The organism is Streptomyces hiroshimensis (genome assembly GCF_014650335.1).
In the GTDB taxonomy this organism is placed as follows: Bacteria; Actinomycetota; Actinomycetes; order Streptomycetales; family Streptomycetaceae; genus Streptomyces; species Streptomyces hiroshimensis.
Genome location: NZ_BMUT01000023.1, coordinates 36,319 through 61,320, shown reverse-complemented (window position 1 = coordinate 61,320; position 25,002 = coordinate 36,319). Strand labels below are relative to the sequence as shown.

Annotated in this window: 22 protein-coding genes; 12 read left to right on the top strand and 10 right to left on the bottom strand. The window is 72.5% G+C overall.

The window, feature by feature from the left end; all coding sequences use genetic code 11:
• Positions 1-63: 63 nt before the first annotated feature.
• Positions 64-1,005 carry a Ppx/GppA family phosphatase gene (locus IE241_RS32910; protein ID WP_190025536.1) on the bottom strand — a complete coding sequence of 314 codons (942 nt, stop codon included), beginning with the start codon at positions 1,003-1,005 and terminating at the stop codon, positions 64-66.
• A 135-nt stretch (positions 1,006-1,140) separates the two neighbouring features.
• Here IE241_RS32910 and IE241_RS32905 point away from each other — a divergent pair, with 135 nt between their 5' ends.
• Complete coding sequence (locus IE241_RS32905) at positions 1,141-1,932, top strand: DUF3109 family protein (RefSeq protein WP_373300817.1); 792 nt, start codon at positions 1,141-1,143, stop codon at positions 1,930-1,932.
• Between the two features lie 250 nt (positions 1,933-2,182).
• Here IE241_RS32905 and IE241_RS32900 read toward each other — a convergent pair whose 3' ends face one another.
• Positions 2,183-3,856 (bottom strand): BACON domain-containing protein, encoded by a 1,674-nt coding sequence (locus IE241_RS32900; RefSeq protein ID WP_190025534.1) that lies wholly within the window; start codon positions 3,854-3,856, stop codon positions 2,183-2,185.
• Positions 3,857-4,182: 326 nt separating this feature from the next.
• On the opposite strand from IE241_RS32900, the gene radA reads away from it, so the two are divergent.
• Together radA and disA are read left to right on the top strand one after the other, a co-directional pair.
• Positions 4,183-5,652, top strand: coding sequence for a DNA repair protein RadA (gene radA, locus IE241_RS32895; RefSeq protein WP_190025533.1), 1,470 nt, complete (start codon positions 4,183-4,185; stop codon positions 5,650-5,652).
• A 118-nt stretch (positions 5,653-5,770) separates the two neighbouring features.
• Positions 5,771-6,895, top strand: a complete 1,125-nt coding sequence (disA, locus tag IE241_RS32890; RefSeq protein WP_190025532.1) for a DNA integrity scanning diadenylate cyclase DisA — start codon at positions 5,771-5,773, stop codon at positions 6,893-6,895.
• A gap of 194 nt (positions 6,896-7,089) precedes the next feature.
• Here the strand turns inward: disA and IE241_RS32885 are convergent, their stop codons facing one another.
• Positions 7,090-7,914 (bottom strand): hypothetical protein, encoded by an 825-nt coding sequence (locus tag IE241_RS32885; RefSeq protein ID WP_190025531.1) that lies wholly within the window; start codon positions 7,912-7,914, stop codon positions 7,090-7,092.
• Positions 7,915-8,098: 184 nt separating this feature from the next.
• Between IE241_RS32885 and IE241_RS32880 the strand changes: the two genes are divergently transcribed.
• Complete coding sequence (locus tag IE241_RS32880; RefSeq protein WP_190025530.1) at positions 8,099-8,689, top strand: phosphatase PAP2 family protein; 591 nt, start codon at positions 8,099-8,101, stop codon at positions 8,687-8,689.
• Positions 8,690-8,757: 68 nt separating this feature from the next.
• On the opposite strand, the gene IE241_RS32875 is transcribed toward IE241_RS32880, so the two are convergent.
• The 3 genes from IE241_RS32875 to IE241_RS32865 all read right to left on the bottom strand — a co-directional run bounded on the left by IE241_RS32875 (position 8,758) and on the right by IE241_RS32865 (position 11,841).
• Positions 8,758-9,279, bottom strand: a complete 522-nt coding sequence (locus tag IE241_RS32875; protein WP_190025529.1) for a pyridoxamine 5'-phosphate oxidase — start codon at positions 9,277-9,279, stop codon at positions 8,758-8,760.
• A 91-nt stretch (positions 9,280-9,370) separates the two neighbouring features.
• Complete coding sequence (locus tag IE241_RS32870; protein WP_190025528.1) at positions 9,371-10,066, bottom strand: response regulator transcription factor; 696 nt, start codon at positions 10,064-10,066, stop codon at positions 9,371-9,373.
• The gene (locus IE241_RS32865) at positions 10,054-11,841 is read right to left on the bottom strand and encodes a sensor histidine kinase (RefSeq protein WP_229900166.1); all 1,788 of its coding nucleotides are present in this window, start codon (positions 11,839-11,841) and stop codon (positions 10,054-10,056) included. The genes IE241_RS32870 and IE241_RS32865 overlap by 13 nt, the downstream gene beginning before the upstream one ends.
• 121 nt (positions 11,842-11,962) lie before the next feature.
• On the opposite strand from IE241_RS32865, the gene IE241_RS32860 reads away from it, so the two are divergent.
• The 5 genes from IE241_RS32860 (at position 11,963) to cseC (ending at position 16,560) form a co-directional block, all read left to right on the top strand.
• A complete protein-coding gene (locus tag IE241_RS32860; protein ID WP_190025526.1) occupies positions 11,963-12,910 on the top strand; it encodes an iron-sulfur binding domain-containing protein in 948 nt (315 codons plus the stop codon).
• Positions 12,911-13,248: 338 nt separating this feature from the next.
• Complete coding sequence (locus IE241_RS32855) at positions 13,249-13,797, top strand: SigE family RNA polymerase sigma factor (RefSeq protein ID WP_043189586.1); 549 nt, start codon at positions 13,249-13,251, stop codon at positions 13,795-13,797.
• Entirely contained in the window at positions 13,785-14,453 is a 669-nt protein-coding gene (locus tag IE241_RS32850; protein WP_229900164.1) for an LppP/LprE family lipoprotein, read from the top strand. Before IE241_RS32855 ends, IE241_RS32850 begins: the two co-directional genes overlap by 13 nt.
• Positions 14,454-14,460: 7 nt before the next feature.
• Positions 14,461-15,168, top strand: coding sequence for a two-component system response regulator CseB (cseB, locus tag IE241_RS32845; protein ID WP_190025525.1), 708 nt, complete (start codon positions 14,461-14,463; stop codon positions 15,166-15,168).
• A 90-nt stretch (positions 15,169-15,258) separates the two neighbouring features.
• Complete coding sequence (gene cseC / locus IE241_RS32840) at positions 15,259-16,560, top strand: two-component system sensor histidine kinase CseC (RefSeq protein WP_190025524.1); 1,302 nt, start codon at positions 15,259-15,261, stop codon at positions 16,558-16,560.
• 74 nt (positions 16,561-16,634) lie between these two features.
• Here cseC and IE241_RS32835 read toward each other — a convergent pair whose 3' ends face one another.
• Both IE241_RS32835 and IE241_RS32830 read right to left on the bottom strand, forming a co-directional pair.
• Entirely contained in the window at positions 16,635-17,096 is a 462-nt protein-coding gene (locus IE241_RS32835; protein ID WP_190025523.1) for a VOC family protein, read from the bottom strand.
• Positions 17,097-17,208: 112 nt separating this feature from the next.
• A complete protein-coding gene (locus IE241_RS32830) occupies positions 17,209-17,943 on the bottom strand; it encodes a M23 family metallopeptidase (protein WP_190025522.1) in 735 nt (244 codons plus the stop codon).
• 355 nt (positions 17,944-18,298) lie between these two features.
• Between IE241_RS32830 and IE241_RS32825 the strand changes: the two genes are divergently transcribed.
• The gene (locus tag IE241_RS32825; protein ID WP_190025521.1) at positions 18,299-18,646 is read left to right on the top strand and encodes a trypco2 family protein; all 348 of its coding nucleotides are present in this window, start codon (positions 18,299-18,301) and stop codon (positions 18,644-18,646) included.
• A 23-nt stretch (positions 18,647-18,669) separates the two neighbouring features.
• On the top strand, positions 18,670-20,886 hold the full coding sequence (locus IE241_RS32820) for a serine protease (protein ID WP_190025520.1): 2,217 nt from the start codon (positions 18,670-18,672) through the stop codon (positions 20,884-20,886).
• A 99-nt stretch (positions 20,887-20,985) separates the two neighbouring features.
• On the opposite strand, the gene IE241_RS32815 is transcribed toward IE241_RS32820, so the two are convergent.
• Complete coding sequence (locus IE241_RS32815; protein WP_058045641.1) at positions 20,986-23,511, bottom strand: ATP-dependent Clp protease ATP-binding subunit; 2,526 nt, start codon at positions 23,509-23,511, stop codon at positions 20,986-20,988.
• Between the two features lie 499 nt (positions 23,512-24,010).
• On the opposite strand from IE241_RS32815, the gene IE241_RS32810 reads away from it, so the two are divergent.
• Positions 24,011-24,688 carry an SCO3374 family protein gene (locus IE241_RS32810; RefSeq protein ID WP_190025519.1) on the top strand — a complete coding sequence of 226 codons (678 nt, stop codon included), beginning with the start codon at positions 24,011-24,013 and terminating at the stop codon, positions 24,686-24,688.
• Here the strand turns inward: IE241_RS32810 and IE241_RS32805 are convergent.
• Positions 24,619-24,960, bottom strand: a complete 342-nt coding sequence (locus IE241_RS32805) for a histone-like nucleoid-structuring protein Lsr2 (RefSeq protein ID WP_190025518.1) — start codon at positions 24,958-24,960, stop codon at positions 24,619-24,621. The two genes, IE241_RS32810 and IE241_RS32805, sit on opposite strands and share 70 nt — an antisense overlap.
• Positions 24,961-25,002: the final 42 nt, after the last annotated feature.

Here is a 25,002-nt window from a genome sequence, read left to right as displayed (position 1 = left end):
CCTCTCGTACGGCGTGCGGGTACCTCCGATGTGGCGGGTCAGCTCTCCGCCGGCCTCGGGCGATCAGCTCTCCCCCGGTGTCGGCAGGTGGTCCAGCCTGCGCAGGATGACGCCTTCGCGCAGCGCCCACGGGCAGATCTCCAGCTCGTCCACCCCGAACAGGTCCATCGCCCCCTCCGCGACCAGCGCCCCGGCCAGCAGCTGGTGCGCCCGGCCCTCCGACACTCCCGGCAGCTGGGAGCGCTGGGCAGTGGTCATCGTGGCGAGCCGGGGCACCCAGTCCTCCAGGGCGCGGCGGCTCAGGGCGCGCTGGACGTAGAGGCCCTCGGTGGAGCGGGCGGCGCCGGCGATGCGGGCGAGCTGTTTGAAGGTCTTGGAGGTGCCGACGACGTGATCGGGGGAGCCCTGGCGCACGAAGTCGCCGACGATCCGGGCGATCTGGGCCCGGACGTGGCGGCGCAGGGCCCGGACGTCCGTGGGGTCGGGCGGGTCGCCGGGCAGCCAGGCGGTGGTGAGACGGCCGGCGCCGAGGGGGAGGGAGGCGGCGGCGTCCGGTTCCTCGTCCAGGCCCAGGGCGATCTCCAGGGAGCCGCCGCCGATGTCGAGGACCAGGAGCTTTCCGGCCGACCAGCCGAACCAGCGGCGGGCGGCCAGGAAGGTCAGGCGCGCCTCCTCGTCGCCGGTCAGGACGGGCAGTGTGAGGCCGGTCTCCTTCTGTACGCGGGCCAGGACCGTGTCGGCGTTGGCGGCCTCGCGGACGGCGGAGGTGGCGAACGGCAGGACGTCCTCGCAGCCCTTGTCCTCGGCGGCCTGCAGGGCGTCCTGGAGGACGGCGACGAGGCGGTCTATCCCCTTGTCGCTGATCGCGCCGTCGTCGTCGATGAGCTGGGCGAGGCGCAGCTCGGTCTTGTGGGAGTGGGCGGGCAGGGGGCGCGCGCCCGGGTGCGCGTCCACCACGAGCAGATGGACCGTATTCGAACCCACATCGAGGACACCGAGTCTCATGGCCTGAACGCTACTGCGGGGGCCGGGGGCGCATAGGCTTATGGGGTGGCAAAGACGAAGAAGGCCAAGCAGGGCAAGCAGGGCAAAAAGCGCGACCGCTCCGCCGCGGCCTCCAGCTCCTCCTCCAGCACCTCGGTGACCTCGAAGAACGCGGCGGCTCCGAAGAAGCAGCGGGAGATCTCCGACGAGGTCGGGCTCGACTTCGCCCGTGCCTGGGTCGAGTTCCCCGACCCGGCCGACGACGAGCAGGTCTTCCGCTGCGACCTGACGTGGCTGACCTCCCGCTGGACGTGCATCTTCGGCAGCGGCTGCCAGGGCATCCAGGCGGGCCGTGCCGACGACGGCTGCTGCACGCTGGGCGCGCACTTCTCGGACGAGGACGACGAGAAGCGGGTCGCCGGGCACGTGGCGCGGCTCACACCCGAGATCTGGCAGTTCCACGACGTGGGCACGGACTCCGGCTGGACCCAGCTCGACGAGGACGGCGACCGCCAGACGCGCCGCTGGAAGGGCTCGTGCATCTTCCAGAACCGGCCGGGCTTCGAGGGCGGCGCGGGGTGCTCGCTGCACATCCTGGCCCTGAAGGAGGGCCGCGAGCCGCTGGAGACCAAGCCGGACGTGTGCTGGCAGCTGCCGGTGCGGCGCACGTACGACTGGATCGACCGGCCGGACGACACGCGCGTCCTGCAGATCTCCATCGGGGAGTACGACCGCCGCGGCTGGGGTCCGGGCGGCCACGACCTGCACTGGTGGTGCACCTCGGCGACGTCGGCGCACGGCGCCGGCGACCCGGTGTACGTGACGTACCGGCCGGAGCTCACGGAGATGATGGGCAAGGAGGCCTACGAACGGCTGGTCGAGCTCTGCGAGGAGCGGGTGGCTGCGCTGCTGCCGATGGCTCCGCATCCGGCGGACGCGCGCCCGTAGCCCACGGGGCCGGGGCGCCTGGCGGCGGGCCTGCTGCCACGGGCCTGCTGGCGGGCCTGCTGGCCGGTCCGGCACCGCCGGGCTGCGGCGTCGTGGTGACGCACCGCTGCGGCGGCTTCAAGGGTGCGGGCACCCTTGGATACGCAAGCGGAGCGGGCGCCATGCCGGTCCGGCAATCCGTCCCCGCCGCGACGGCGCATAGCCCCAACGCCGCAGTCCGGCGATGCCGTACGGGCCCGGGCCGTGGGCCTCACGGCGGCGTTGACGCCCCCGGTGACGCCGGGGGCGTGCCCGCCGGTGTCACCGGCGGCTGCGTGGCTGCGGGCGACGAGACCACCGGGCGGCCCCGGCCCTCGATCGTGACCGTCGTGCCGCCCGGTGCGACGGTCACGCGCGCACGCCAGGGCCCCACCGGCTCCCGCTCGCCGTCGACTTCGATCACCACCGTCACGGACTGCCCGGGCTGCAGCACGCCGCCCGGCCGGCTCAGCCGAAGCCACGGGGCGTCTGCCGTCATCGACCACACCACCGCCTGCCCGCCGCTCGCCGTCAGCGTGACGACCGTGGCGGTGCCGCTGGGCTGCGCCGCCACGGTCAGCCGGCCGGGGCGGGGCGCAGGCGCGGCGGCCGGGGCCGGCAGCGGGGCCGTGCCGCCCGCCGCGGAGGGCGGGGCGGCGCCGGGCCGCGGGGGCGGTACGGGTCTGCCGTCCGGGCCGATGACCGCCACCGAGACCTCGGTGACCAGACGCCCCGGCGTGGCGCTCGTACCGACGGGGCGCGGGGCGGGCCCCGGGCCCCGGTAGGGGCGCTCGCTGACGGCGCCGGGCTGCTTCGCGGAGACGGCCGCGGGATCCGGGCGCGTCTCCCCCGTCTCCGGCGCGCCGTGCCACGCCGCCCACAAGGCGAGCACGGGCGCGGCGATGACCGTGGCGACGACGGTCGTGGTGACGGCCCGGCTGCGCAGGCGGCTGCGGCGCGCCGTGCGGTCCTTGGGGTCGACGGGATAGCCGCGCCGGTCGAAGCGGGGGGCGGCGGGCGCCTGGGTGCCGCGCTGCCGGCCCGCGCTCACGGCGGACAGCATGGCGGCGTACGCGGCGGCCCTGGGCGCCTGGAGGAGGGGCAGAGGAGCCGAGGAGGCGGTCGTACCGGGCCAGGGCTCGCCGGCGGTGGACCGCTCGGCGGTGCGGCGGCAGTCGGCGCAGTCGTCGACGTGCCGCACGAGCTCGCGCCGCAGGGCCGCGCCCAGCAGCACCTGGGTGTCGCCCGCGAAGCGGGCGACGACGGGGCAGCGGCCCGATTCCACGACGGCCAGAGCCGTCCGGGTGCGCTCGACCTCGCAGGCCGCGGAGGACATCAGGGCCCGCGCGGCGTCGGTCTCCATGCCGAGGACGGCGGCGACCTCGGCGGCGCTCAGGCCGTGCCGGACGGCCAGTTCGAGTGCCTCGCGCTGCTCGGCGGTGGTTCCGGCCGCCTCCGGCCAGGCGAGCAGTGCCAGCTCGGCCCGGCGGTACGGATCGGGCGGATCGGGTGGGGCGGGCGGCTCGGAGCCCGAGGAGCCGGGGGCGCCAGTGACGCCAGCTGCGCCAGTGGCTTCCGGTGCGACGAGTCGGCGCAGACAGGCCCAGCGGGCGAGTGCGTAGAGCCAGGAGCGGCGCAGTTCCTCGTCGGCGGGGGCGCGCTCGGCCCGTTTCTCCGCCAGGGCGAGGGCCTCGCCGAGGGCGGCGGTCGCGGCGTCGTGCTCGCACAGCACCGACAGGCAGTAGGTGAAAAGCCCGTCGAGGTGGGGCTCGTACCGGAGGGGCGGCTGCTGCGCGAGGGTGTCGTGCGGGCCGGGGCCGGGGCCGGGCACGGCGGGGATGCGGGCCGTCTCCGCCACCGCGGCAGCGGTCTCATGGGCCGGCTGCACGTCCTGCACGTCCTGCACGTGTTGCGCGGTCTGATTGTCCCGAGGCGTGCGGGCCTCGCGCGGCGCACCGCGGTGTGCGCGGTGCGCGCCGGTGGCATGCGGGCGGTGCTCTGGCCTCCTGGTCATCATCCCGGCGACGGTAGGCGGGTGACGGGCCGTTGCTGCCGTTGCCGACGCAGGTTTAACCCATTCGGGTGACGTTCCCCCACAAAATAGGGACACAGTGCGCCGTCCCCCCGGTGTTTGCGGGAGAGGCCGCTCCGAACAGCAGGAACGTGCGGCTCCGCGGTTCTGGTAATGGACGGGCCCCCGGAATGTCAGTGGCCCCCGCTACGGTGGCTCGCATGGCTGCCCGCACCTCTCGCTCGTCCACCAAGGACCGGCCCTCGTACCGCTGCACCGAGTGCGGCTGGACCACCGTCAAGTGGCTCGGCCGCTGCCCCGAGTGCCAGGCGTGGGGCACGGTCGAGGAGTACGGCGCGCCCGCGGTGCGGACGACCGCGCCGGGCCGCGTCTCCTCGGCCGCCGTGCCCATCGGGCAGGTCGACGGCCGCCAGGCCACCGCGCGCAGCACGGGTGTGGACGAGCTGGACCGCGTCCTGGGCGGCGGGCTCGTGCCCGGTGCGGTGGTGCTGATCGCGGGCGAGCCGGGCGTCGGCAAGTCCACGCTCCTGCTGGACGTCGCGGCGAAGGCCGCGTCCGAGGAGCACCGCACGCTCTATGTGACGGGTGAGGAGTCCGCGAGCCAGGTGCGCCTGCGCGCGGACCGCATCGGCGCGATCGACGACCACCTCTATCTGGCGGCCGAGACGGATCTGGCCGCCGTGCTGGGCCACCTCGACTCCGTCAAGCCCTCCCTGCTGATCCTGGACTCGGTGCAGACGGTGGCCTCGCCCGAGATCGACGGCGCTCCGGGCGGCATGGCGCAGGTGCGCGAGGTGGCGGGCGCGCTGATCCGGGCCTCCAAGGAGCGGGGCATGGCCACGCTCCTGGTCGGTCACGTCACCAAGGACGGCGCGATCGCAGGCCCGCGCCTGCTGGAGCACCTGGTCGACGTGGTCCTGAGCTTCGAGGGCGACCGGCACGCCCGGCTGCGCCTGGTGCGCGGCGTGAAGAACCGCTACGGGGCGACGGACGAGGTCGGCTGCTTCGAGCTGCACGACGAGGGCATCACCGGTCTGGCCGATCCGAGCGGCCTGTTCCTCACCCGCCGCGACGAGCCCGTCCCGGGCACCTGCCTGACGGTCACGCTGGAGGGCCGCCGCCCGCTGGTGGCCGAGGTGCAGGCGCTGACCGTCGATTCGCAGATCCCCTCGCCCCGCCGCACCACCTCGGGCCTGGAGACCTCGCGGGTGTCGATGATGCTGGCGGTGCTGGAGCAGCGGGGCCGGATCAGCGCGCTGGGCAAGCGGGACATCTACAGCGCCACGGTCGGCGGCGTGAAGCTGTCCGAGCCCGCCGCGGATCTCGCCGTCGCGCTGGCCCTTGCGAGCGCCGCGAGCGACACCCCGCTGCCGCAGAACCTGGTGGCGATCGGCGAGGTGGGCCTGGCCGGAGAGGTCCGCCGGGTCACCGGAGTGCAGCGGCGGCTGGCGGAGGCGGCCCGGCTGGGCTTCACCCACGCGCTGGTCCCGGGCGACCCCGGCAAGGTCCCCGTCGGCATGCGCGTGGTGGAGGTGGCGGACATAGGCGAGGCGCTTCGAGTGCTGCCCAAGCGGGTACCCCGGGAGAACCGGCGCAGAGCCGGGTCGGACGACCGAGCCGGGGAGAGAGCCGGGGAGAGCCCTGTCCAAGCGGGTGGGGGCCCTCTTTAATAGGCTGGACGAAGGCTGGACGCCCGCATACGCCAGTAGACTTTGCCCTGGTCTCGCCCGTACGTACGGAAAGCAGGGCGGCCTGCGGCACCGTTGACCTTGCGACCGGAGGAGTGCAGTGGCAGCCAACGACCGGGCATCGGGCCCCGGCAAGGCCGGGGGTTCCTCCGGTGCCGACGGTCTGATGCGCGCCTCGCTGAGCGCCGTCGCGCCCGGCACGGCCTTGCGCGACGGCCTGGAGCGCGTCCTCCGCGGCAATACGGGCGGCCTGATCGTCCTGGGCATGGACAAGACGGTGGAGTCCATGTGCACGGGCGGTTTCGTGCTGGACGTGGAGTTCAGTGCCACGCGCCTGCGCGAGCTGTGCAAGCTGGACGGCGCCCTGATCCTCGACAAGGACATCACCAAGATCGTACGGGCGGGCGTGCAGCTCCTGCCGGATGCGTCGATCGCCACCGAGGAGACCGGCACGCGGCACCGCACGGCGCAGCGCGTCTCCATCCAGTGCGGCTTCCCCGTGGTGTCGGTCAGCCAGTCGATGCGCCTGATCGCCCTTTACGTGGACGGTGAGCGGCGCACCCTGGAGGAGTCCGGGGCGATCCTCTCCCGGGCCAACCAGGCCCTGGCCACCCTGGAGCGCTACAAGCTCCGGCTGGACGAGGTCGCCGGCACCCTCTCCGCCCTGGAGATCGAGGACCTGGTCACGGTCCGCGATGTGACCGCGGTCTGCCAGCGCCTGGAGCTGGTGCGCCGCATCGCCACGGAGATCGCGGAGTACGTGGTCGAGCTCGGCACCGACGGCCGCCTGCTCTCCCTCCAGCTGGACGAGCTCATCGCGGGCGTCGAGCCCGAGCGCGATCTGGTCGTGCGGGACTATGTCCCCGAGCCGACCGCCAAGCGCACCCGCACCGTCCCCGAGGCCCTGTCCGAGCTGGACGCCCTCACCCACCCCGAGCTGCTCGAACTGCCCATCGTGGCGCGTGCCCTGGGCTACAGCGGCTCCCCCGAGACGCTGGACTCCGCGGTCTCGCCGCGCGGCTACCGCCTGCTGGCGAAGGTGCCGCGCCTGCCCGGCGCGATCATAGAGCGGCTGGTCGACCACTTCGGCGGGCTGCAGAAGCTGCTGGCCGCCAGCGTGGACGACCTGCAGACGGTCGACGGCGTCGGCGAGGCCCGCGCCCGCTCGGTCCGCGAGGGCCTGTCGCGGCTGGCGGAGTCCTCGATCCTCGAACGCTACGTCTGAGGCCCCTGCGCCTGAGGCTCCTTAGGCCCTGCACCTGAGGGCCGGACCTGGAGCCGGGCCTTAGGCCCTGGCCCTAGGCCAAGGGCCGGCCCCTCGAACGCCCCGTCCAGGACGGAGCGGCTGTACGGTTATCGCCGCACCCGGATCGAACAGCCGGGCGGCGCTGCCGCACGCCCGGTCGTCAACCCTTTTCGTCAGGCCTTCTCCAGGGTGAATTCCACCTTTTCGGTGACACCCGCGATCCTGACCTCGGCCCGGTACTTACCGGTGCCCGCCGCCCCCTCGCCGGAAGGCGTCGCACAGCGCGGGGCGCTGCGCTTGCGGTCCCATTCCACCGTGCGCTTCGTCTCGCCCGAACCGGGGAGCTCGACCAGCACCGCACCGGTGGCCCGGGGGCAGTCGTCGGAGGCCCACACGTGGTCGTCGCCGTCGATATGCGCAATCTTCAGAATGGCGGCGGTGGCGCCGAAGTTCACTTTGCAGGCGCTTCCGCCGGAGTTCTTCACCACGATCTCGAACTTCGGCTTCTCGCCGGGCCCGTAGGAGTCCTTCACGCTGCGGATCGCGAGCCGCACCGAGCCGGGCGCGCAGTCGGGCAGGGACGAGCCGGCCGGAACGGCCTTGCCGTCGCCGGTGCCGAGGGCGCCGCTGCCGCCGCCGGTGCCCGTCGTACCGCCGCCGCCCGTACCGGAAGCGCCGCTCCCGGAGGAGCCGCCGCCGGTGCCGCCGTCACCGGACCCGCCGCCGGTGCCGCCGCCGCCCGACTCGCCGCGTCCGCCCGGGCGTTGGCTGAGGTGCGGGCCGGAAGGCACCGGTCCGGGAGTGATGGTGGTGGTGTCGGCCGGGTTCTTTCCGTCCGAGCCCTTGCTCTGGTCATCACCTGAGCCCCCGTCACCCCCAAGGGTGAGGAACCAGATCGCCAGGAGAACGAGAAGGCCGAGCAGGCCAAGCGCAACTGCCCTCCGCCGCCAATAGATGGAGGAGGGAAGCGGCCCGATCGGATTGCGCAGTGATCCCACGCGAAGACTCTACGAGACATCGGCGGGGGCACCAGCCCATACCCGCCGGGTGGGTGCCGGATTTTCGCATCATCGGTCCGCCGCGCGGTGATTTTCGCCGGCCTCCGTCTGACGAAAGTCGGATGGACTGCATGCCGATAGCCCGGTGTGGCGCCCAAGTGACGGACCGTAGGCTCCCGGGACCATGGACACCGTGGACAACGACCTCTATCGCGACGTCACCGAATTCGCCCGCTCCACACCGGAGTGGGTGCACACCCTTGCGGAAATCGGCACGGAGGCCGGGCTGTTGCTGCTGATGGCCGTGGCCGTCGCCGTCTGGTGGCGCAACAGGCGGACGGGGGCGCGCGGCGTCGCGCTCGCGCTGCTCGTACCGGTCACGACCGCGATCGCCTACGGGATCAGCGAGATCGTCAAGAGCATGGTGGACGAGGAGCGGCCGTGCCGGGCGGTCGCGGGTGCGGTCGCCTCGCTCGCGCCCTGCCCGCCCCACGGGGACTGGTCGTTCCCCAGCAACCACGCGACGCTCGCGGCCGCACTCGCGACCGGGATCGTCCTCGCCCGGCGGGTGCTGGCATGGGCCGTGCTGCCCATGGCCCTGCTCGTCGCCTTCTCGCGGGTCTTCCTCGGGGTGCACTACCCGCACGACGTGGCCGTGGGCCTCCTGCTCGGCGTGGCCGTGGCGCTCCTCGGCGGGCTGCTGCTCGCGCGCCGGGCCACGTCGCTCGTGGAACGGGCGGGCCGGGGACGGCTGCGGGTGCTGGTGCGGGCCTAGGGGTCCTCAGACCTCGGCCCTCAGACCTCGGCCCTCAGACCTCGGCCCTCAGAGCTCGGAGTGCGACGTCACGCCGCAGGCCGCGTCCACTCCGTCTTGTGGCCGAAGCCCTGGCCGTTGTCGATCAGGCGCAGCCAGTCGGGGCGCAGTTCCCACAGGTCCGTGCGCTCCATCGCCTGCCGGAGCCGGTCGTTGTGGTCCACGTACGGGAAGCGCTCGCTGTACGCGCGCCACCCGGCCTCGCGCTCCGCGCCCTCCAGGCGGCGGCAGGTGCCGCGTCCTTGAAGACCCGTCAGCGCCGTCCACACCTGCCCGTCGCGCTGGGCGGTGAAGGCGACCCGGGCCTCTCCCCCGCTGCCTGTCTCCGCCGCGACGAGGGCGCGGCCGTGGCGCGTGGTGGCCGAGGTGACGAACAGCAGCGCGGTGTCGTCGTCGCCGGGCGGTCCGGCCGGGTCGGCGGGCCCGGCCAGGGCGTAGAGCACCGCGCACGCCTGCGGGCCGTCCTCGTCCGCGTAGGCCAGGGTCAGGGTCGAGTGCGCGTCGAGAGCCGCCCGGATCTCGCGCGGCGGCCGCTGCTCCGTATCGCTCATGGCCCCATTCCACCGCGCCCGGCCGGAGCTGACCAATCGGGGGCCCGGCCGGAGCTGACCAATCAGGGGCCCGGCCGGCCCGTCTCCGGTGTCAGCCCGCGGCCGAACCGGTGACCAGCCCCGCCTCGTACGCGACGATCGCGGCCTGCACCCGGTTGCCGACCTCCAGCCGGTCGAGGACCGCGCTCACGTAGCCCTTGACCGTGCCCTCCACCAGGTGCAGCCGCCGGCCGATCCCCGCGTTCGAGAGCCCTTCGCCCAGCAGGGCGAGCACCTCGCGCTCGCGGGCCGTCAGCCCGGCGATACGGGCCCGGGCGGCGGCCCCGCGCGTCAGGCGCTCGCCGCCCAGCTCGGCGATGACGTGCCGGGCCACCTTCGGGGAGAGGTAGGCGCCGCCGTCCGCGACGGCGCGGACACCGGCCATCAGTTCGTACGGGTCGCCGGACTTGAGCAGGAAGCCGGTGGCCCCGCCGCCCAGGGCGCGGGAGATGTAGGCGTCCTCGGAGAAGGTGGTGAGGATCGCCACGGCCGTGCCGGGCGCGCTCCGGCGGATCTCCTCGCACGCGGCGAGGCCGTCCAGGCGGGGCATGCGGATGTCGAGGAGCGCGACGTCCGGGCGGTGGGCGCGGGCGGCTTCGACGGCCTCGTGGCCGTCCGCCGCCTCGGCGACCACCTCGATGCCGGGGTCGGCGGACAGGATCGCGCGGACGCCCGCCCGGATCATCGCCTCGTCGTCGGCGACGAGGACTTTGACGGCGTCACCCGTCGCCGTGTTCAGCGCAGCCATTCCTTCTCCTCCTGTTCCACGACGCCGGCGGTGCCGACGCGCGGGATGCGGCTCTTGGCGACGAGGTGCCCGTCGCGGAAGCAGAGCCGGAAATGTTCGACGCTGACGAAGAGTTCGCCGCTCGCCCGGTAGTAGCGGCACTCCGCCCCGGTGGGCGGGGTGCCCGGAGCCCGGTCGTCCGGCGGGTCGGCGACCTGCCGGTCCGGGAGGAGGGGCGCGACGTCGGCGTACGGCGCACCGACGTGCAGGGCCGCGTAGTCGGCGGGCTTCAGCACCGAGTGCGCCTTGACGTAGGCGTACCAGCCGAAGGCCGCGGCGACGAAGACGGCACCGGCGGCCGCCGCGACGGCGAAGGGGACGGCGAACCGCCGGCGGGCGGTGCGCTGGGCGTGGGCGAGGCTCGCCGGGTCTTCGGGCCGTGCGGGGTCCGGGGGCCGGGGTCCGGGGCGCAGGCCCGGGCCTTGAGACGGCCCGGGCTCGTGCGGCACCCCCGCCTCGTGCGGCAGCCGCGCGCTCACCTTGAAACCCCGGTCGGGACGCCCGCCGAGCCCCCCGTCGTCCCCGAAGGGCCCCGCCGTGAACTCGCCTCCCGCGAGCGCCACCCGCTCCCGCAACCCCAGCAGTCCCGTACCGCCACCACCCCGGGCCGCGGAGGACGGCGCGCCGCCGGACGCGGCCGTCCCGTTGACGACACCGTTGGCGATCCCGTAGGCGACCCCGTTGGCGACCCCGTTGGCGACCGTCACCACCGTCTCCCCCGCCCCGCTCTCCACGGTCACCGCAACCTCCGCCCCCGGCGCGTGCTTGGCCGCATTCGTCAGCGCCTCCTGGACGACGCGGTACGCGGCCCGCTCCACCGGCGGCGGCAGGGCCGCCGCGCGGGGCAGCCGGGCGCGTACGGGCAGGCCCGAGGCCGCCGCGCGGTCCACGAGGGCGCGGAGGGAGTCGTCCGGCGGGGTCAGCGGCGCGGGCCCGGGCGGGCCGACGTCGCGCAGGACGCCGATGATGTCGCGGAGCCGGTCCGTCGCCGACGCCGCGGCCTCGCGCAGGTCCCCGGCGGCCGCCCGGTGCGCCGCATCGAGGCCCGGGGCGACCTGCAGGGCCCCGGCGCGCAGCGCGATCAGGCTCAGTTCGTGGCCGAGGGAGTCGTGCATGTCCTGGGCGATGCGGGCGCGCTCCCGCAGCCGGGCCCGGTCCGCGACGATCTCCTGCTCGCGCTCCAGCTGCGCCGCCCGGCTCCAGCCCGCGGCGACGAGCGCGCGGGCCTGGCGCCGGTACCGGCCGGCCAGCCAGGGGAAGACCGCGCCGAAGAGCAATGTGCCGATCAGAACCAGCCATTCGATGACGGGGTCGGCGTTGCGGGCGAGGACGAGCAGCGTGCCGGCGGCCGCGACGGCCGGGAACGCGTACAGCGCGGGGCGGGCCCCGGCCGAGCGGCGGCCCAGCAGATAGGCGAGGACGGACAGCGCGGGCCCGTAAGAGAGCGTGAAGAGGGACGGGGACGCGGCGAGCCCGAGCCCGGCGGCGAGGGCCAGGGCGAGCGCGGGCCGGGCCCGGGAGACGGCCACGGCCACGGCGAGGACGGCCGCCCCGGCCGCGCTCTGCCAGCCGGGCCGGGGCCCGTTCAGGCCGGTCAGGTCCGCGGCCGCGCCGGGCACGGCGAGCACCGCCCACAGCAGGGCGTCGGGCAGGGGCCTGAGGGGAAACCGGGCCCGGGCCCTGTTCAGGGCCCTGAACAGGGCCCTTCTCAGGCTCGTGGTCGTGCGGCGGCTCACCGGTCCGACGGTACAAGCCGGGCCCGTCCGCGCGCCCCTGACGAAAGTCAGACGAAAGTCAGGTGAACGGGGCCCGGCGCGTTTCTCCGCCGTGCACGGCCGTGCCAGGATCGGAAGCGCCATGACTGTCACAGACCGCACCACCACCGCCCGTTCCGAGACCTCCTCCGAGACCTCCTCCGACTCCGAGCCCCTTCCCGGGGAGCTGCACGGCCCGGTCATCGGCTGGTTCGACGTCAACGCCCGCGATCTGCCCTGGCGCCGCCCGGAGGCGGGCGCGTGGGGGGTGATGGTCAGCGAGTTCATGCTGCAGCAGACGCCGGTCAGCCGGGTGCTGCCCGTCTACGAGCAGTGGCTCGCGCGCTGGCCGCGCCCGGCGGACCTCGCGGCGGAGCCGCCCGGGGAGGCGGTGCGCGCCTGGGGCCGGCTCGGCTACCCGCGGCGGGCGCTGCGGCTGCACGCCGCGGCGACGGCGATCACGGAGCTGCACGGCGGTGTCGTACCGCGCGATCACGCCAGGCTGCTGGCGCTGCCGGGCGTCGGCGAGTACACGGCGGCCGCGGTGGCCTCCTTCGCCTACGGGCAGCGGCACGCGGTCCTCGACACCAATGTGCGCCGGGTGTTCGCGCGTGCCGTGAGCGGCGCGCAGTACCCGCCGAACGCGACCACCGCGGCCGAGCGCAAGCTGGCCCGGGCCCTGCTGCCGGAGAGCGAGCCGGTGGCCGCCCGCTGGGCCGCCGCGACGATGGAGCTCGGCGCCCTGGTGTGCACGGCGCGCACGCCGGTGTGCGGGCGCTGCCCGATCGCCGACCGGTGCGCCTGGCGCGCCGCGGGGTCCCCGGCGCACGACGGCCCGCCGCGCCGCGGCCAGACGTACGCGGGGACGGACCGCCAGGTGCGCGGCAAGCTGCTCGCGGTGCTGCGCGAGGCGCTGGATCCCGTACCGCAGGTGGCGCTGGACGCCGTGTGGGACGAGCCGGTGCAGCGGGCCCGGGCGCTGGACGGGCTGGTGGCCGACGGCCTGGTGGAGCCTTTGGCGGACGGCAGGTACCGGCTGCCGCTGACGTAGCGCGCGTCCGTCGACGGGCCCGAAGCGGACCCGCGGCCGAGGCCGTAACGGAAGCCCGTAGCGGAGGCCGTCACACGGCCGTCACACATGGCCGTCACACAGGCCGTTACGAAAGACCCGCCGTGACCTGCCAAAAGGCCCTCCGGAACAGGACAGAGCCCCCTTTTCACGCCCTACCGCCCCCGCTCCCGCACCGCTGTTACACAACCTATGGACAGCTGTGCTCCTGCCGCAGTGCTGCCGCACATCACGCCGCAACAGCTCCTCCGTAGCGTCCTACCCGTGCTGGGAGACCACCAGCGTGACGCGGGGAATGCAAGCGGAATGGAGGCTGCGAGATGGCCAGCAGCGGCAAGGTTCTGGACTTCGAGGAGTACGTGCGCAACCGTCAGGACGCCCTCCTGCGCAGCGCCCGCCGTCTCGTGCCGGACCCCATCGACGCACAGGACCTCCTCCAGACCGCTCTGGTGCGCACCTACGGCCGCTGGGAAGGCATAGCGGACAAGTCGCTTGCCGACGCCTACCTCCGCCGTGTCATGATCAACACTCGTACGGAGTGGTGGCGCGCCCGCAAGCTCGACGAGGTGCCCACCGAGCAGCTCCCCGACGCGAGCGTCGAGGACGGCACGGAGCAGCACGCCGACCGCGCCCTGCTGATGGACATCCTCGGTGTCCTGGCACCCAAGCAGCGCAGCGTCGTCGTGCTGCGACACTGGGAGCAGATGAGCACCGAGGAGACCGCGGAGGCGCTCGGCATGTCGACCGGCACGGTCAAGAGCACGCTGCACCGGGCCCTGGCCCGGCTGCGCCAGGAGCTGGAGAGCCGCGACCTGGACTTCCACGCCCTCGAGCGCAACGAGCGGGGGCAGGAACGGTGCGCGGCCTGAAAAAGGCGGCTCCCCCCAAGCCGGTACTGATCACCGGCGGCACGGTCACAGCTCTGGCCGCGGCCGCCGGTCTTCTGCTTGCCGGATGCGACGCGGGCAGCGAGGGCGTCCGCAAGGAAGGCACCGCGCAGACGCAGTCGGCGGCGAAGCCGACCCGTATGCCCTCGGCCTCGGCGACGGCGGACTCGCCGCACGAGAAGATCGACGCCGTAAAGCTGATCAAGAACGATCCGAAGATCGGCAGCCAGGTCAAGAAGGACCTGAAGCCCTGTGTGAAGAACCAGTACCCGCTGGACGTGATCTACGGGAAGCTGACCGACGGCAAGCGCGACGACATCATCGTCAACATCCTCACCTGCGGCGATTCCGTGGGCGTCGGCTCATATGTGTACCGTGCGAAGAGCGACGGCTCCTACGAGAACGTGTTCATGATCGAGCAGGCGCCCGTCTACTCCGAGATCGACCGCCGCGACCTCCGCGTCACCAAGCAGGTCTACGGCCCCGGTGACGCGGTCTGCTGCGCGTCGGGCGAAGATGTCATGACGTACCACTGGTCGGGTACGGAGTTCCGGGAGACCGGCCGTACGCACACCGACTACAGCAAGGTCGGCAACACCGACAAGGGCGATCTCCCCAGCGTGGGGACGGAGGGCTGAGGACAGCGTGGCCGATACGCATGTGCTCTTCGTGGAGGACGACGACGTCATCCGTGAGGCGACCCAGCTGGCACTGGAGCGCGACGGCTTCGAGGTGACCGCGGTGCCGGACGGGCTGCTGGGGCTGGAGAGGTTCCGCGCCCGCAAGCCCGACATCGCGCTGCTCGACGTCATGGTGCCGGGCCTGGACGGGGTCAGCCTCTGCCGCCGGATCCGCGACGAGTCGACCGTTCCCGTGATCATGCTGTCGGCGCGCGCGGACTCCATCGACGTCGTCCTGGGCCTGGAGGCCGGAGCCGACGACTACGTCACCAAGCCCTTCGACGGCGCCGTGCTCGTCGCCCGCATACGGGCCGTGCTGCGCCGCTTCGGGCACGCGAGCGGGCCGAACGGCACCGCCGCGGCCGACACCCCCGAGGAGCTGGAGTGCGGCGTGCTGCGCTTCGGCGACCTGGAGGTCGACACGGACGGCATGGAGGTCCGCAAGGGCGGCGAGCCCGTCGCGCTGACCCCGACCGAGATGCGGCTGCTGCTGGAGTTCTCCGCCGCGCCCGGCACGGTGCTCTCCCGCGACCGGCTGCTGGAGCGGGTGTGGGACTACGGCTGGGGCGGCGACACCCGGGTCGTCGACGTCCATGTGCAGCGGCTGCGCGGCAAGATCGGCCAGGACCGGATCGAGACGGTCCGCGGCTTCGGCTACAAGCTCAGAGGGTGACGAGGGTGACCACCCCATGGTGATCGGCCGACTGGGGATCGGCTCACTGGAAGCCGGCCCGCTGGAAGCCGACCCGCTGGAGACCGGCTCGTGGTGAAGCTTGCCCTCCGCTCCGGTCTGCGCTGGAAGGTCAGCCTCGCCATCGCGGGCGTCAGCGCGCTGGTCGCGGTGGCGCTCAGCCTCGTCGTGCACAACGCCGCCCGCCTGTCGATGCTCGACAACAGCCGCGACGTCATGGACGAGCGCGTACAGATCGCCCAGCGGTACTACGAGAACACCGGCCGGCTGATGCTGCACGCCAAGATCGACGACCCCGCGCTGCCCAAGCAGCTGCGCGAGGCCGCCGCCATCGGCCAGCGCGCCACCTTCCTGCAGGACTCCGGCGGCAAGGACTCGCCCGAGGTCTGGGCCTCGGTGCCGGTCCGCAACGGCAGGATCCTCTCGATCCACACCCGGTTCAAGGACCGGTTCTCCATCATCGACGCGCTCGACAAGGCGCTGATCATCGGCTCGGTCTCCGTCGTCCTCGGCGGCTGCGCGCTCGGCATCCTCATCGGCGACCAGCTCTCCCGCCGGCTGCGCAAGGCCGCGACGGCCGCCCGCAAGCTCGCCGACGGCGACTCCGAGGTACGGGTGCGCGAGGCCATCGGCGGCCGGGTGCGCGACGAGACCGACGACCTGGCCCGCGCCGTCGACGGCATGGCCGAGGCGCTCCAGCGCCGGCTGGAGGCCGAGCGGCGCGTGACCGCCGACATCGCCCACGAGCTGCGCACCCCCGTCACCGGCCTGCTCACCGCCGCCGAGCTGCTGCCGCCGGGCCGGCCCACCGAGCTCGTCCGCGACCGCGCCCAGGCCATGCGCACCCTCGTCGAGGACGTGCTGGAGGTCGCCCGGCTGGACGGCTTCGCCGAGCGCGCCGAGATGCAGGAGATCCTGCTGGGCGAGTTCGTCGAGCGCCGGGTCCGCGCCGCCGAGCCCGAGGCCCGCGTACGGGTCGCGCGGGACGCCTACGTCTCCACGGACCCGCGCCGCCTGGAGCGGATCATCGGCAACCTGCTGGCCAATGCCGCCAAGCACGGCAAGCCGCCGTTCGACGTCACCGTCGAGGGGCGCGTCCTGCGCGTGCGCGACCATGGGCCCGGATTCCCCGAGGAGCTGCTCCAGGAGGGCCCGAGCCGCTTCCGCACCGGCAGCAAGGACCGTGCGGGCAAGGGCCACGGCCTGGGCCTGACCATCGCCGTCGGGCAGGCCCGGGTGCTGGGCGCGCGCCTGACCTTCCGCAACGCCGACCCGGAGGTGGAGGGCGGCACGGGGGCGATCGCGGTGCTGTGGCTGCCGGAGTCGGCGCCGACGAGCACGGGGACGTTCCCGATCATCCAGGTGCCGGACTAGCCACCTGGGACCAGCCGCCTGGGACCAGCCACCTGCCCGATGCGCTGCCGCGGGGCGGCGTCCCACGGGCGGCGTCACATCGGGTCGACGCACTCGCCCCAGGCCTTGTCGAGGTCCAGCTGTTCGGTGCGCTGCGTCAGCGAGAACCAGTTGCCGGAGTCGTCGCGCAGGATCGCCTCCGTGCCGTACGGCCGCTGCTGGGGCTCCTGCAGGAACTCCACGCCCCTGGCCTTGAGCGTCTCGTAGTCGCGGTGGATGTCGTCGGTGCTCAGCACCCCCGCGCCCAGCGCGCCCTTGGCGACCAGCTTCTTCATGGCCTCCGCCGACTCGGGGTCGAGCCCGGGCGGGCCGGGGACCATCAGCGTCAGCTCGACGTCCGGCTGGTCCTTGGCGCCGACCGTGAGCCAGCGCATTCTCTTGTCCCCGCCCATGGTCATATCGGTGCGGACCTCCAGGCCGAGCTTCTCCGTGTAGAAATCCTTCGCCCGGTCCTGGTCGAGGACCCAGACGGTGGTGATGGCGATTCCTTTGATCATGACGCGCTCCGATCACCGGTTTTCACGCTGCATTACCACCGTAAAAGCCGGAGCCGGTGCACCGCGTGTCGCGGTGCCCCGGCTCCGGGGCGGATCCGATGGATCAGACGGATCAGAGGTTCTCGCCGTGGGCCTTCAGGAAGGCGACCGGCTCGACGGCGGTGCCGTAGTTCGGGGTGGTGCGGATCTCGAAGTGCAGGTGCGGGCCGGACGAATTGCCGGTGGAGCCCGACAGGCCGATGATCTGGCCGGTGCTCACGGTCTGGCCGACCGAGACCTTCACCTGCGAGAGGTGGGCGTACTGCGAGTACGTGTTGTCGTCGTGCTTGATCACGATGGCGTTGCCGTACGCGGGGCCGTCGCCGCCGCCGTTCGGGCCGGCCTTGACGACGGTGCCGCCGTGGACGGACATGACGGACGTACCGGTGCCGACGACCAGGTCCTGGCCGCTGTGCTTGGCCGCCCACATCTTGCCGGCCTTACCGAACGGCTGACCGATCTGGTAGTCGGCGACGGGCGCGACCCAGCCGTCGGCGCGCTTACGGGAGGCCTCGGCCTGCTTGCGGGCGTCCTCGGCACGCTGGGCGGCGTCCCGCTTGGCCTGCTCGGCGTTCTGCTTCTCCTTCTCCGCCACCTTCAGCTGCGTCTCGGCCTGCTTGTTCAGCGAGTCGTCCAGCGTCGCGAGGGACGCGAACGCCGGGAACTCGCTCACCGAGGCGGTGGTGTCGGCTGCGAGCGCGACCCCGGAACCCAGCGCGACCGAGGCTCCCAGGCCGGCTGCCACGACGGCGGCACGGGTACGGAGAACGGTCTTGCTCGGGTTACGGAAAGCGGTGCGCTTCGACATACGGATAAACCTCCAGGCATAAACAGGTCCCGGCTGCGGACCGGGATCGCCATACCTTGGTAACCCGCATTCGCCGGGCTGCCAAGGACGGCCTCTACTAACGAATGCCGTAGGAACGGGGAGGTAATTCATGCCGCCCTGAGCAGGGGTTCCGCCTGTTTTGCGGGGTAAATGGAAGGCGCACCCGCTGCTATTTCCCTTAGTACGTGACCCACGCCCTATGGCGGGTGTCACCGCCGAAGGACATTCGGCCTCCCCGGTTCCGGGACCAAAGACCCGGCCCCGGCGGTACGCTCCCGGTCAGCGGTCGCGCACGCAGCGCAGCGGCCGCCAGGGGCCGGGGGTGGAGTGAGTGATGGGCAGCGGGAGCAGCGGGTTCGAGGACGTGGAGCTGGCGGATGCCGTCCAGGCGGTCCGGGAGGGCCTGACGTCGGCGGCGGCCCGGGGCGCGGGCCAGGACCTGGCCTTCGAGGTCGGCGAGATCGCCATGGAGTTCACCGTCGAGATCCGCAAGGACGCCAAGGGCTCGGGCGGGGTGAAGGCCTGGGTGGTCAGCGCGGACGCGGAGGCGTCCCGCGGCTCGACCCGTACGCACAAGGTCTCCTTCACGCTGACCCCGAAGGACACCCGCACGGGCGGCAGCTGGCGCGTGGGCAACGAGCGGCCGGGCGGGGTGTCGCGGTTCGGGTCCTCCGGGCAGTAGAAGTGGACCGGGCGAGAGCGCCGATGCCGTCCGTCGAGGACCGGCTGGTGGCGGTGCTGGGCGCGCGGCAGGGCAGCGGGGTGCTGCTGACGCCTGAGCTGGTGCTGACGAGTGCACATCTGTTCGAGAGGGGCGACGCGGTCGAGGTCGTCGCACCGGACGGCGACGGGCGCGTTCCCTGTGACGTCGTGTGGTCGGGCGACCCGGATACGTGCGACCTAGCGCTCCTCGTGACCCGCAGGTCCGTGCTACCCCTCGGGACCGCGCCGCCGCTGCGGTGGGGCAAATGCGCCGGATGGCAGCCGATGCCGCGCTGCCAGGTGCTGGGCTTCCCGCAGGTCCAGCGGTACGAGTCGGACGAGCTGGAGGCCGTACAGATCCCGGGAACGCTGATGCCCCTCTCGGGACGGATGCGCGGCCGGTACGTCCTGCATGCGGATCACCATCCGCCCGCGCCCGTCCCGGACGGCTCGCCCTGGGCGGGCCTGTCGGGCGGGCCCGTGTTCGCGGGCCCACTGTTGATCGGCATCGCGAGCGGCGACCCGCTGGGCTGGCAGCACGCCTCGATCGAGTCGATGCCGCTGGCCACGGCGTTCAACGACCCCGGCTTCAGGATGGCCCTGCTGGATCGCTGGCCGGACCCCCCGGTTTTCGAGGAGGTCTCCTCCGCCTATCCCGAGGACCTGGTCTACGAGCCCGCGTACGCGAAGGCGGTCAAGGCCGCGTACAGCAGGCTGGAGATCTTCGGCCTGGACGAGCTCAGCTCGGGCGACTGGGATCTGGACACGGCCTACCTGAGCCTGGAGGCGCAGTCCTCGCCCGAAGCGCGACCGGGCTCTCCGGAGCCGCGCGGGCGCATCGAGGATCTCCTCGGCTCACGACCGCGGACGGTCCTGCGCGGCGAGGCCGGCGCGGGCAAGACCACGCTCGTGTGGTGGCTGGCCTCCCACGCCGCGTGCCGCACCCTCCCCGAGCAGCTGTCCGAGCTCGACGGGCTGATCCCCTTCGTGGTCCCCATGCGCAGCCTGGCAGCCCGGGGCATCACCTCCCCCACCCCGTCCCAGCTCCCCAAGATCGCGCGCCTGCAGGTCGACAAGCCGCCCGACGGCTGGGCGGGGCGCGTACTGGAAGCGGGCCGCGGGCTGCTTCTGGTCGACGGGATGGACGAGATCCCGCAGGCGGACCGCGAGCTGGCCCGTAAGTGGCTCGCCGGGCTCCTGCGGATGTATCCGCGGACGCGCTGCCTGGTCACCGTGCGCCCCCTGGCCGTCGGCAGCGACTGGCTGGAGCAGGAGGGCTTCGAAGAGCTCCGGCTGCTCCCCCTGGGCGACGAGGACATCCGGTCGTTCGCCGGCGCGTGGCACAGGGCCGCCCGGCTGGAATGTGACAGATATGCGGACGAGCACTGGGCGAAACGCCAGCGCAAACGGCTCGTTGCGCTCGAACTGGAGCTCGACCGGGAATTCCGGCGCAACGACGTACTCCGCGATCTGGCGCGGACACCGCTGCTGTGCGCCGTCATCTGCGCCCTGCACCGGCAGCGCAACGGATTCCTCCCGGAGACCCGCTGGGATCTTTACAGCGCCGCGCTGAACCTGATGCTGGCGACGCGCGATATCCACCGCCGCATTCATCAGCCGGAAGGCATAGAACTCACCACGGACGAGGGCCGTCAGCTGCTGCAGCGGATCGCCGTCTGGCTGGTCCGGAACGGCCGCGCGGAGCTCACGCGCGAGCAGGCCGTGCGCCAGCTCGAATCGGCGCTGCGGGGCCTGCGCCGCGTACGGGCCCAGGGCACTCCTCAGGCCGTGCTGATGCACCTGCTCAATCGCAGCGGGCTGCTCCAGGAGCGGTCTCCGGATGCGATCCAGTTCATCCACCGCACCTTCCAGGACTATCTGGCGGCGAAGGAGTTCCAGGAGAGCGACTGCCTGGACGAATTACTGCTCCATGCGGCGGAGGAACAGTGGCAGGACGTTCTGCGGCTGGCCGTCGGACACTGCGGGCGCAGCGAGGAGCGGCGGCTCATCAACGGCCTGACCGCCGCGGCGGACGCGGCCCCGGACCGGGAGACGGAGTGGCCCCTGCGCGCGCTGGCCGCCCACTGCTCACTCAATGCCAGGTATATCGAGGACGATCAGTACCTGCAGGTGTGGAAGAGCCTGAAAAAGCTCCTGCCGGCGCGCGACGAGAGAGAACTGCAGGCCCTCGGCCGGGACGTCCTGGCAGCCGTCCACTGACGGAGAACGGGTCGGCCGCAAAACGGGTCGGCCCCCGGAACCTCACGGTTCCGGGGGCCGACCCGCTGTCGCGGAATGAGCAGAGCGCTTCAGGAGCGCTTACGCGTCCTTGGAGAGGTTAGGACCCGCCCCGCCCGCAGCCGACTCGATCGGCGGGGTGTCCGGCAGGGCCGACTTCTCCTCGCCGCGGAAGGTGAACTTCTTCTCCTCACCCTCGCCCTCGGTGCCGACGACCACGATGTGGCCCGGGCGCAGCTCGCCGAAGAGGATCTTCTCCGAGAGGATGTCCTCGATCTCGCGCTGGATCGTGCGGCGCAGCGGGCGGGCGCCCAGGATCGGGTCGTAGCCCTTCTTCGCCAGGAGCGACTTGGCCTCGGAGCTGAGCTCGATGCCCATGTCGCGGTCCTTGAGCCGCTCGTCCACCTTGGCGACCATGAGGTCGACGATCTGGATGATGTCTTCCTCGGTGAGCTGGTGGAAGACCACCGTGTCATCGACACGGTTGAGGAACTCGGGCCGGAAGTGCTGCTTGAGCTCCTCGTTGACCTTGGCCTTCATGCGCTCGTAGCCGGTCTTGACGTCGCCCTGGGCGGCGAAGCCCAGGTTGAAGCCCTTGGAGATGTCCCGGGTGCCGAGGTTCGTCGTCATGATGATGACGGTGTTCTTGAAGTCCACGACCCGGCCCTGGGAGTCGGTCAGGCGACCGTCCTCCAGGATCTGCAGGAGCGAGTTGAAGATGTCCGGGTGGGCCTTCTCGACCTCGTCGAACAGGACCACCGAGAACGGCTTGCGGCGGACCTTCTCCGTCAGCTGGCCGCCCTCCTCGTAGCCCACGTAGCCGGGGGGCGAGCCGAAGAGGCGCGAGACGGTGTGCTTCTCGCTGAACTCCGACATGTCGAGGGAGATCAGGGCGTCCTCGTCGCCGAAGAGGAACTCGGCGAGGGTCTTGGACAGCTCGGTCTTACCGACACCCGAGGGGCCGGCGAAGATGAACGATCCGCCCGGGCGCTTGGGGTCCTTGAGGCCCGCACGGGTGCGCCGGATGGCCTGGGAGAGCGCCTTGATGGCGTCCTTCTGGCCGATGACGCGCTTGTGCAGCTCGTCCTCCATGCGCAGCAGGCGGGAGGACTCCTCCTCCGTCAGCTTGAAGACCGGGATGCCGGTGGCCGTGGCGAGGACCTCGGCGATCAGCTCGCCGTCGACCTCGGCGACGACGTCCATGTCGCCGGCCTTCCACTCCTTCTCCCGCTTGGTCTTCGCGGCGAGGAGCTGCTTCTCCTTGTCCCGCAGGGAGGCGGCCTTCTCGAAGTCCTGCGAGTCGATCGCGGACTCCTTCTCCCGGCGCACGTCGGCGATCTTCTCGTCGAACTCGCGGAGGTCCGGCGGCGCGGTCATCCGGCGGATGCGCATCCGGGAGCCGGCCTCGTCGATCAGGTCGATCGCCTTGTCCGGCAGGAAGCGGTCGGAGATGTAGCGGTCGGCGAGCGTGGCGGCCTGGACCAGCGCCTCGTCCGTGATGGAGACGCGGTGGTGGGCCTCGTAGCGGTCGCGCAGACCCTTGAGGATCTCGATGGTGTGCGGCAGCGAGGGCTCGGCGACCTGGATGGGCTGGAAGCGGCGCTCGAGGGCGGCGTCCTTCTCCAGGTGCTTGCGGTACTCGTCGAGCGTGGTGGCACCGATGGTCTGCAGCTCGCCGCGGGCCAGCATCGGCTTGAGGATGCTGGCGGCGTCGATCGCGCCCTCGGCGGCGCCCGCACCCACCAGGGTGTGGAGCTCGTCGATGAACAGGATGATGTCGCCGCGGGTGCGGATCTCCTTGAGGACCTTCTTCAGGCGCTCCTCGAAGTCACCGCGGTAGCGGGAGCCGGCGACCAGGGCGCCGAGGTCGAGGGTGTAGAGGTGCTTGTCCTTGAGGGTCTCGGGCACCTCGCCCTTGACGATGGCCTGGGCCAGGCCCTCGACGACGGCGGTCTTGCCGACGCCGGGCTCGCCGATGAGGACCGGGTTGTTCTTCGTACGGCGGGACAGCACCTGCATGACCCGCTCGATCTCCTTCTCGCGCCCGATGACCGGGTCGAGCTTGGATTCGCGGGCGGCCTGCGTCAGGTTGCGGCCGAACTGGTCCAGGACGAGCGAGGTCGAGGGCGTGCCCTCGGCCGGGCCGCCGGCCGTGGCGGCTTCCTTGCCCTGGTAGCCCGAGAGCAGCTGGATGACCTGCTGCCGGACCCGGTTGAGATCGGCGCCCAGCTTCACGAGGACCTGGGCGGCGACGCCCTCGCCCTCGCGGATCAGGCCGAGCAGGATGTGCTCCGTGCCGATGTAGTTGTGGCCGAGCTGAAGGGCCTCGCGGAGCGAGAGCTCCAGGACCTTCTTCGCACGGGGGGTGAAGGGGATGTGCCCGGACGGAGCCTGCTGGCCCTGCCCGATGATCTCCTCCACCTGCTGGCGGACCGCCTCGAGCGAAATCCCGAGGCTCTCCAGGGCCTTAGCGGCGACACCCTCACCCTCGTGGATCAGGCCCAGGAGGATGTGCTCGGTGCCGATGTAGTTGTGGTTGAGCATCCGGGCTTCTTCCTGAGCCAGGACGACAACCCGCCGCGCACGGTCGGTGAACCTCTCGAACATCGTTAATCGCTCCTCAGAGCGGTCAGGCAAGTAGGGGTCGGTCCCCTCCCTGTCCTTCCGCATGCTAGTCCCGCGGGACGGGACAGCTCATTCCAACTGCCGACATCCGTCCGGATCACCCCGCGTCGGCGGGGAAACCTGCTGCCGAACAGCCGACATCTCCTCCAACCCGATGGTGGGAGACGATGTTCCCGCAGGCCAGGCATATACGCTCACCGTCACTACGCCGACGGCGAACGCGAGCCCGGCCCGACACGCCCGCCCATCGCCCGCCGCCACTCCTGATGACGCGCTCCGCGCGGTGTCGCACCGCCTCTCCCCATGGGGAACCTCTTACCCGCAAGGATTGACAGTCCATGCGGCGCGGGCACTGTCCATCCGCTACGGGCGAACACCCTCACGCCGCCCGGAGCGCCTGTGCGCCCCCCACTCCTTATACGGAGTGTGCCCAACTACCCACCCAGAGTAACCTCTTGGTGGTTTCACAGTTGCACCGCACATGACCGTTGTCCTCCCGCGCCCCGGCGGTCCCGCGGATCCATGGTGCCAGGCGCGTCGGTGGTACGAGCACGAGCTGGGCTGGCCGACCTCCGGCGCGGCGCCCCTGGAGCTGCTGACCGGGTTCCGCTTCGACGTCCTGGACCTTCCCCTGGACGCCGGCTCCGCCGTGCTCGGCCGCCCGGTGCGCACCGGTCCCGTCGCCCTCGACGTCCGGACGCGGAGGCTGTGGTTCCTGGTCGCCGCGGGCAGCGCGGACGAGCTGCCGGGGCTGCTCGACTGGCTGGAGTGGGGCGCGGTCCCCCTGGACCTGGCCGCGCTGGGGCCGGGCGGGCGGATCGCCGCACCGGTGCCTGTCGGGCCGGGCCGTGAACGCCTCGGCGCGCTCGGCCCGGGGAAGCCGGACAAGCCGGGGAGGGCCGTGTGGGTGCGGCCTCCCGCACCGGGGAGCCCCGGAGGCGGGGTCGAACCGTCACTGCCGGTGACCGGCCTCGGGGGCGGTGGTGACGCCCCCGATCTCGCACGGCTCGTGGGCGCGGCGGCCACGGAGGTCCACCGGGCCCGGTTGCTGCGCACCCGGAGGGCACGCTCGCATGGGCCGGCGGAAGATCAGCCGTTGGCCTTCTCGTACGCCTCACGGATGTCGGCGGGCACGCGGCCGCGGTCGTTGACGCTGTAGCCGTTCTTCTTGGCCCAGGCGCGGATCTTCGCGGTGTCCGGGCTGCCGGGGGCCGCGGCGGTGGCACGCGCCTTGCCGCGAGCGCCGGCGGCACGGCCGCCGGTGCGGCGTCCGCTGCGGGTGTACGGCTCCAGCAGACCGCGGAGCTTGTCAGCGTTGGCCGTGGTGAGGTCGATCTCGTACGTCTTCCCGTCCAGGGCGAACGTCACGGTCTCGTCGGCCTCGCCACCGTCGAGGTCATCGACAAGAAGGACCTGAACCTTCTGCGCCACGGGGAATCCTTTCAGTGGAAAATGGGATTACGGAGGAATAGC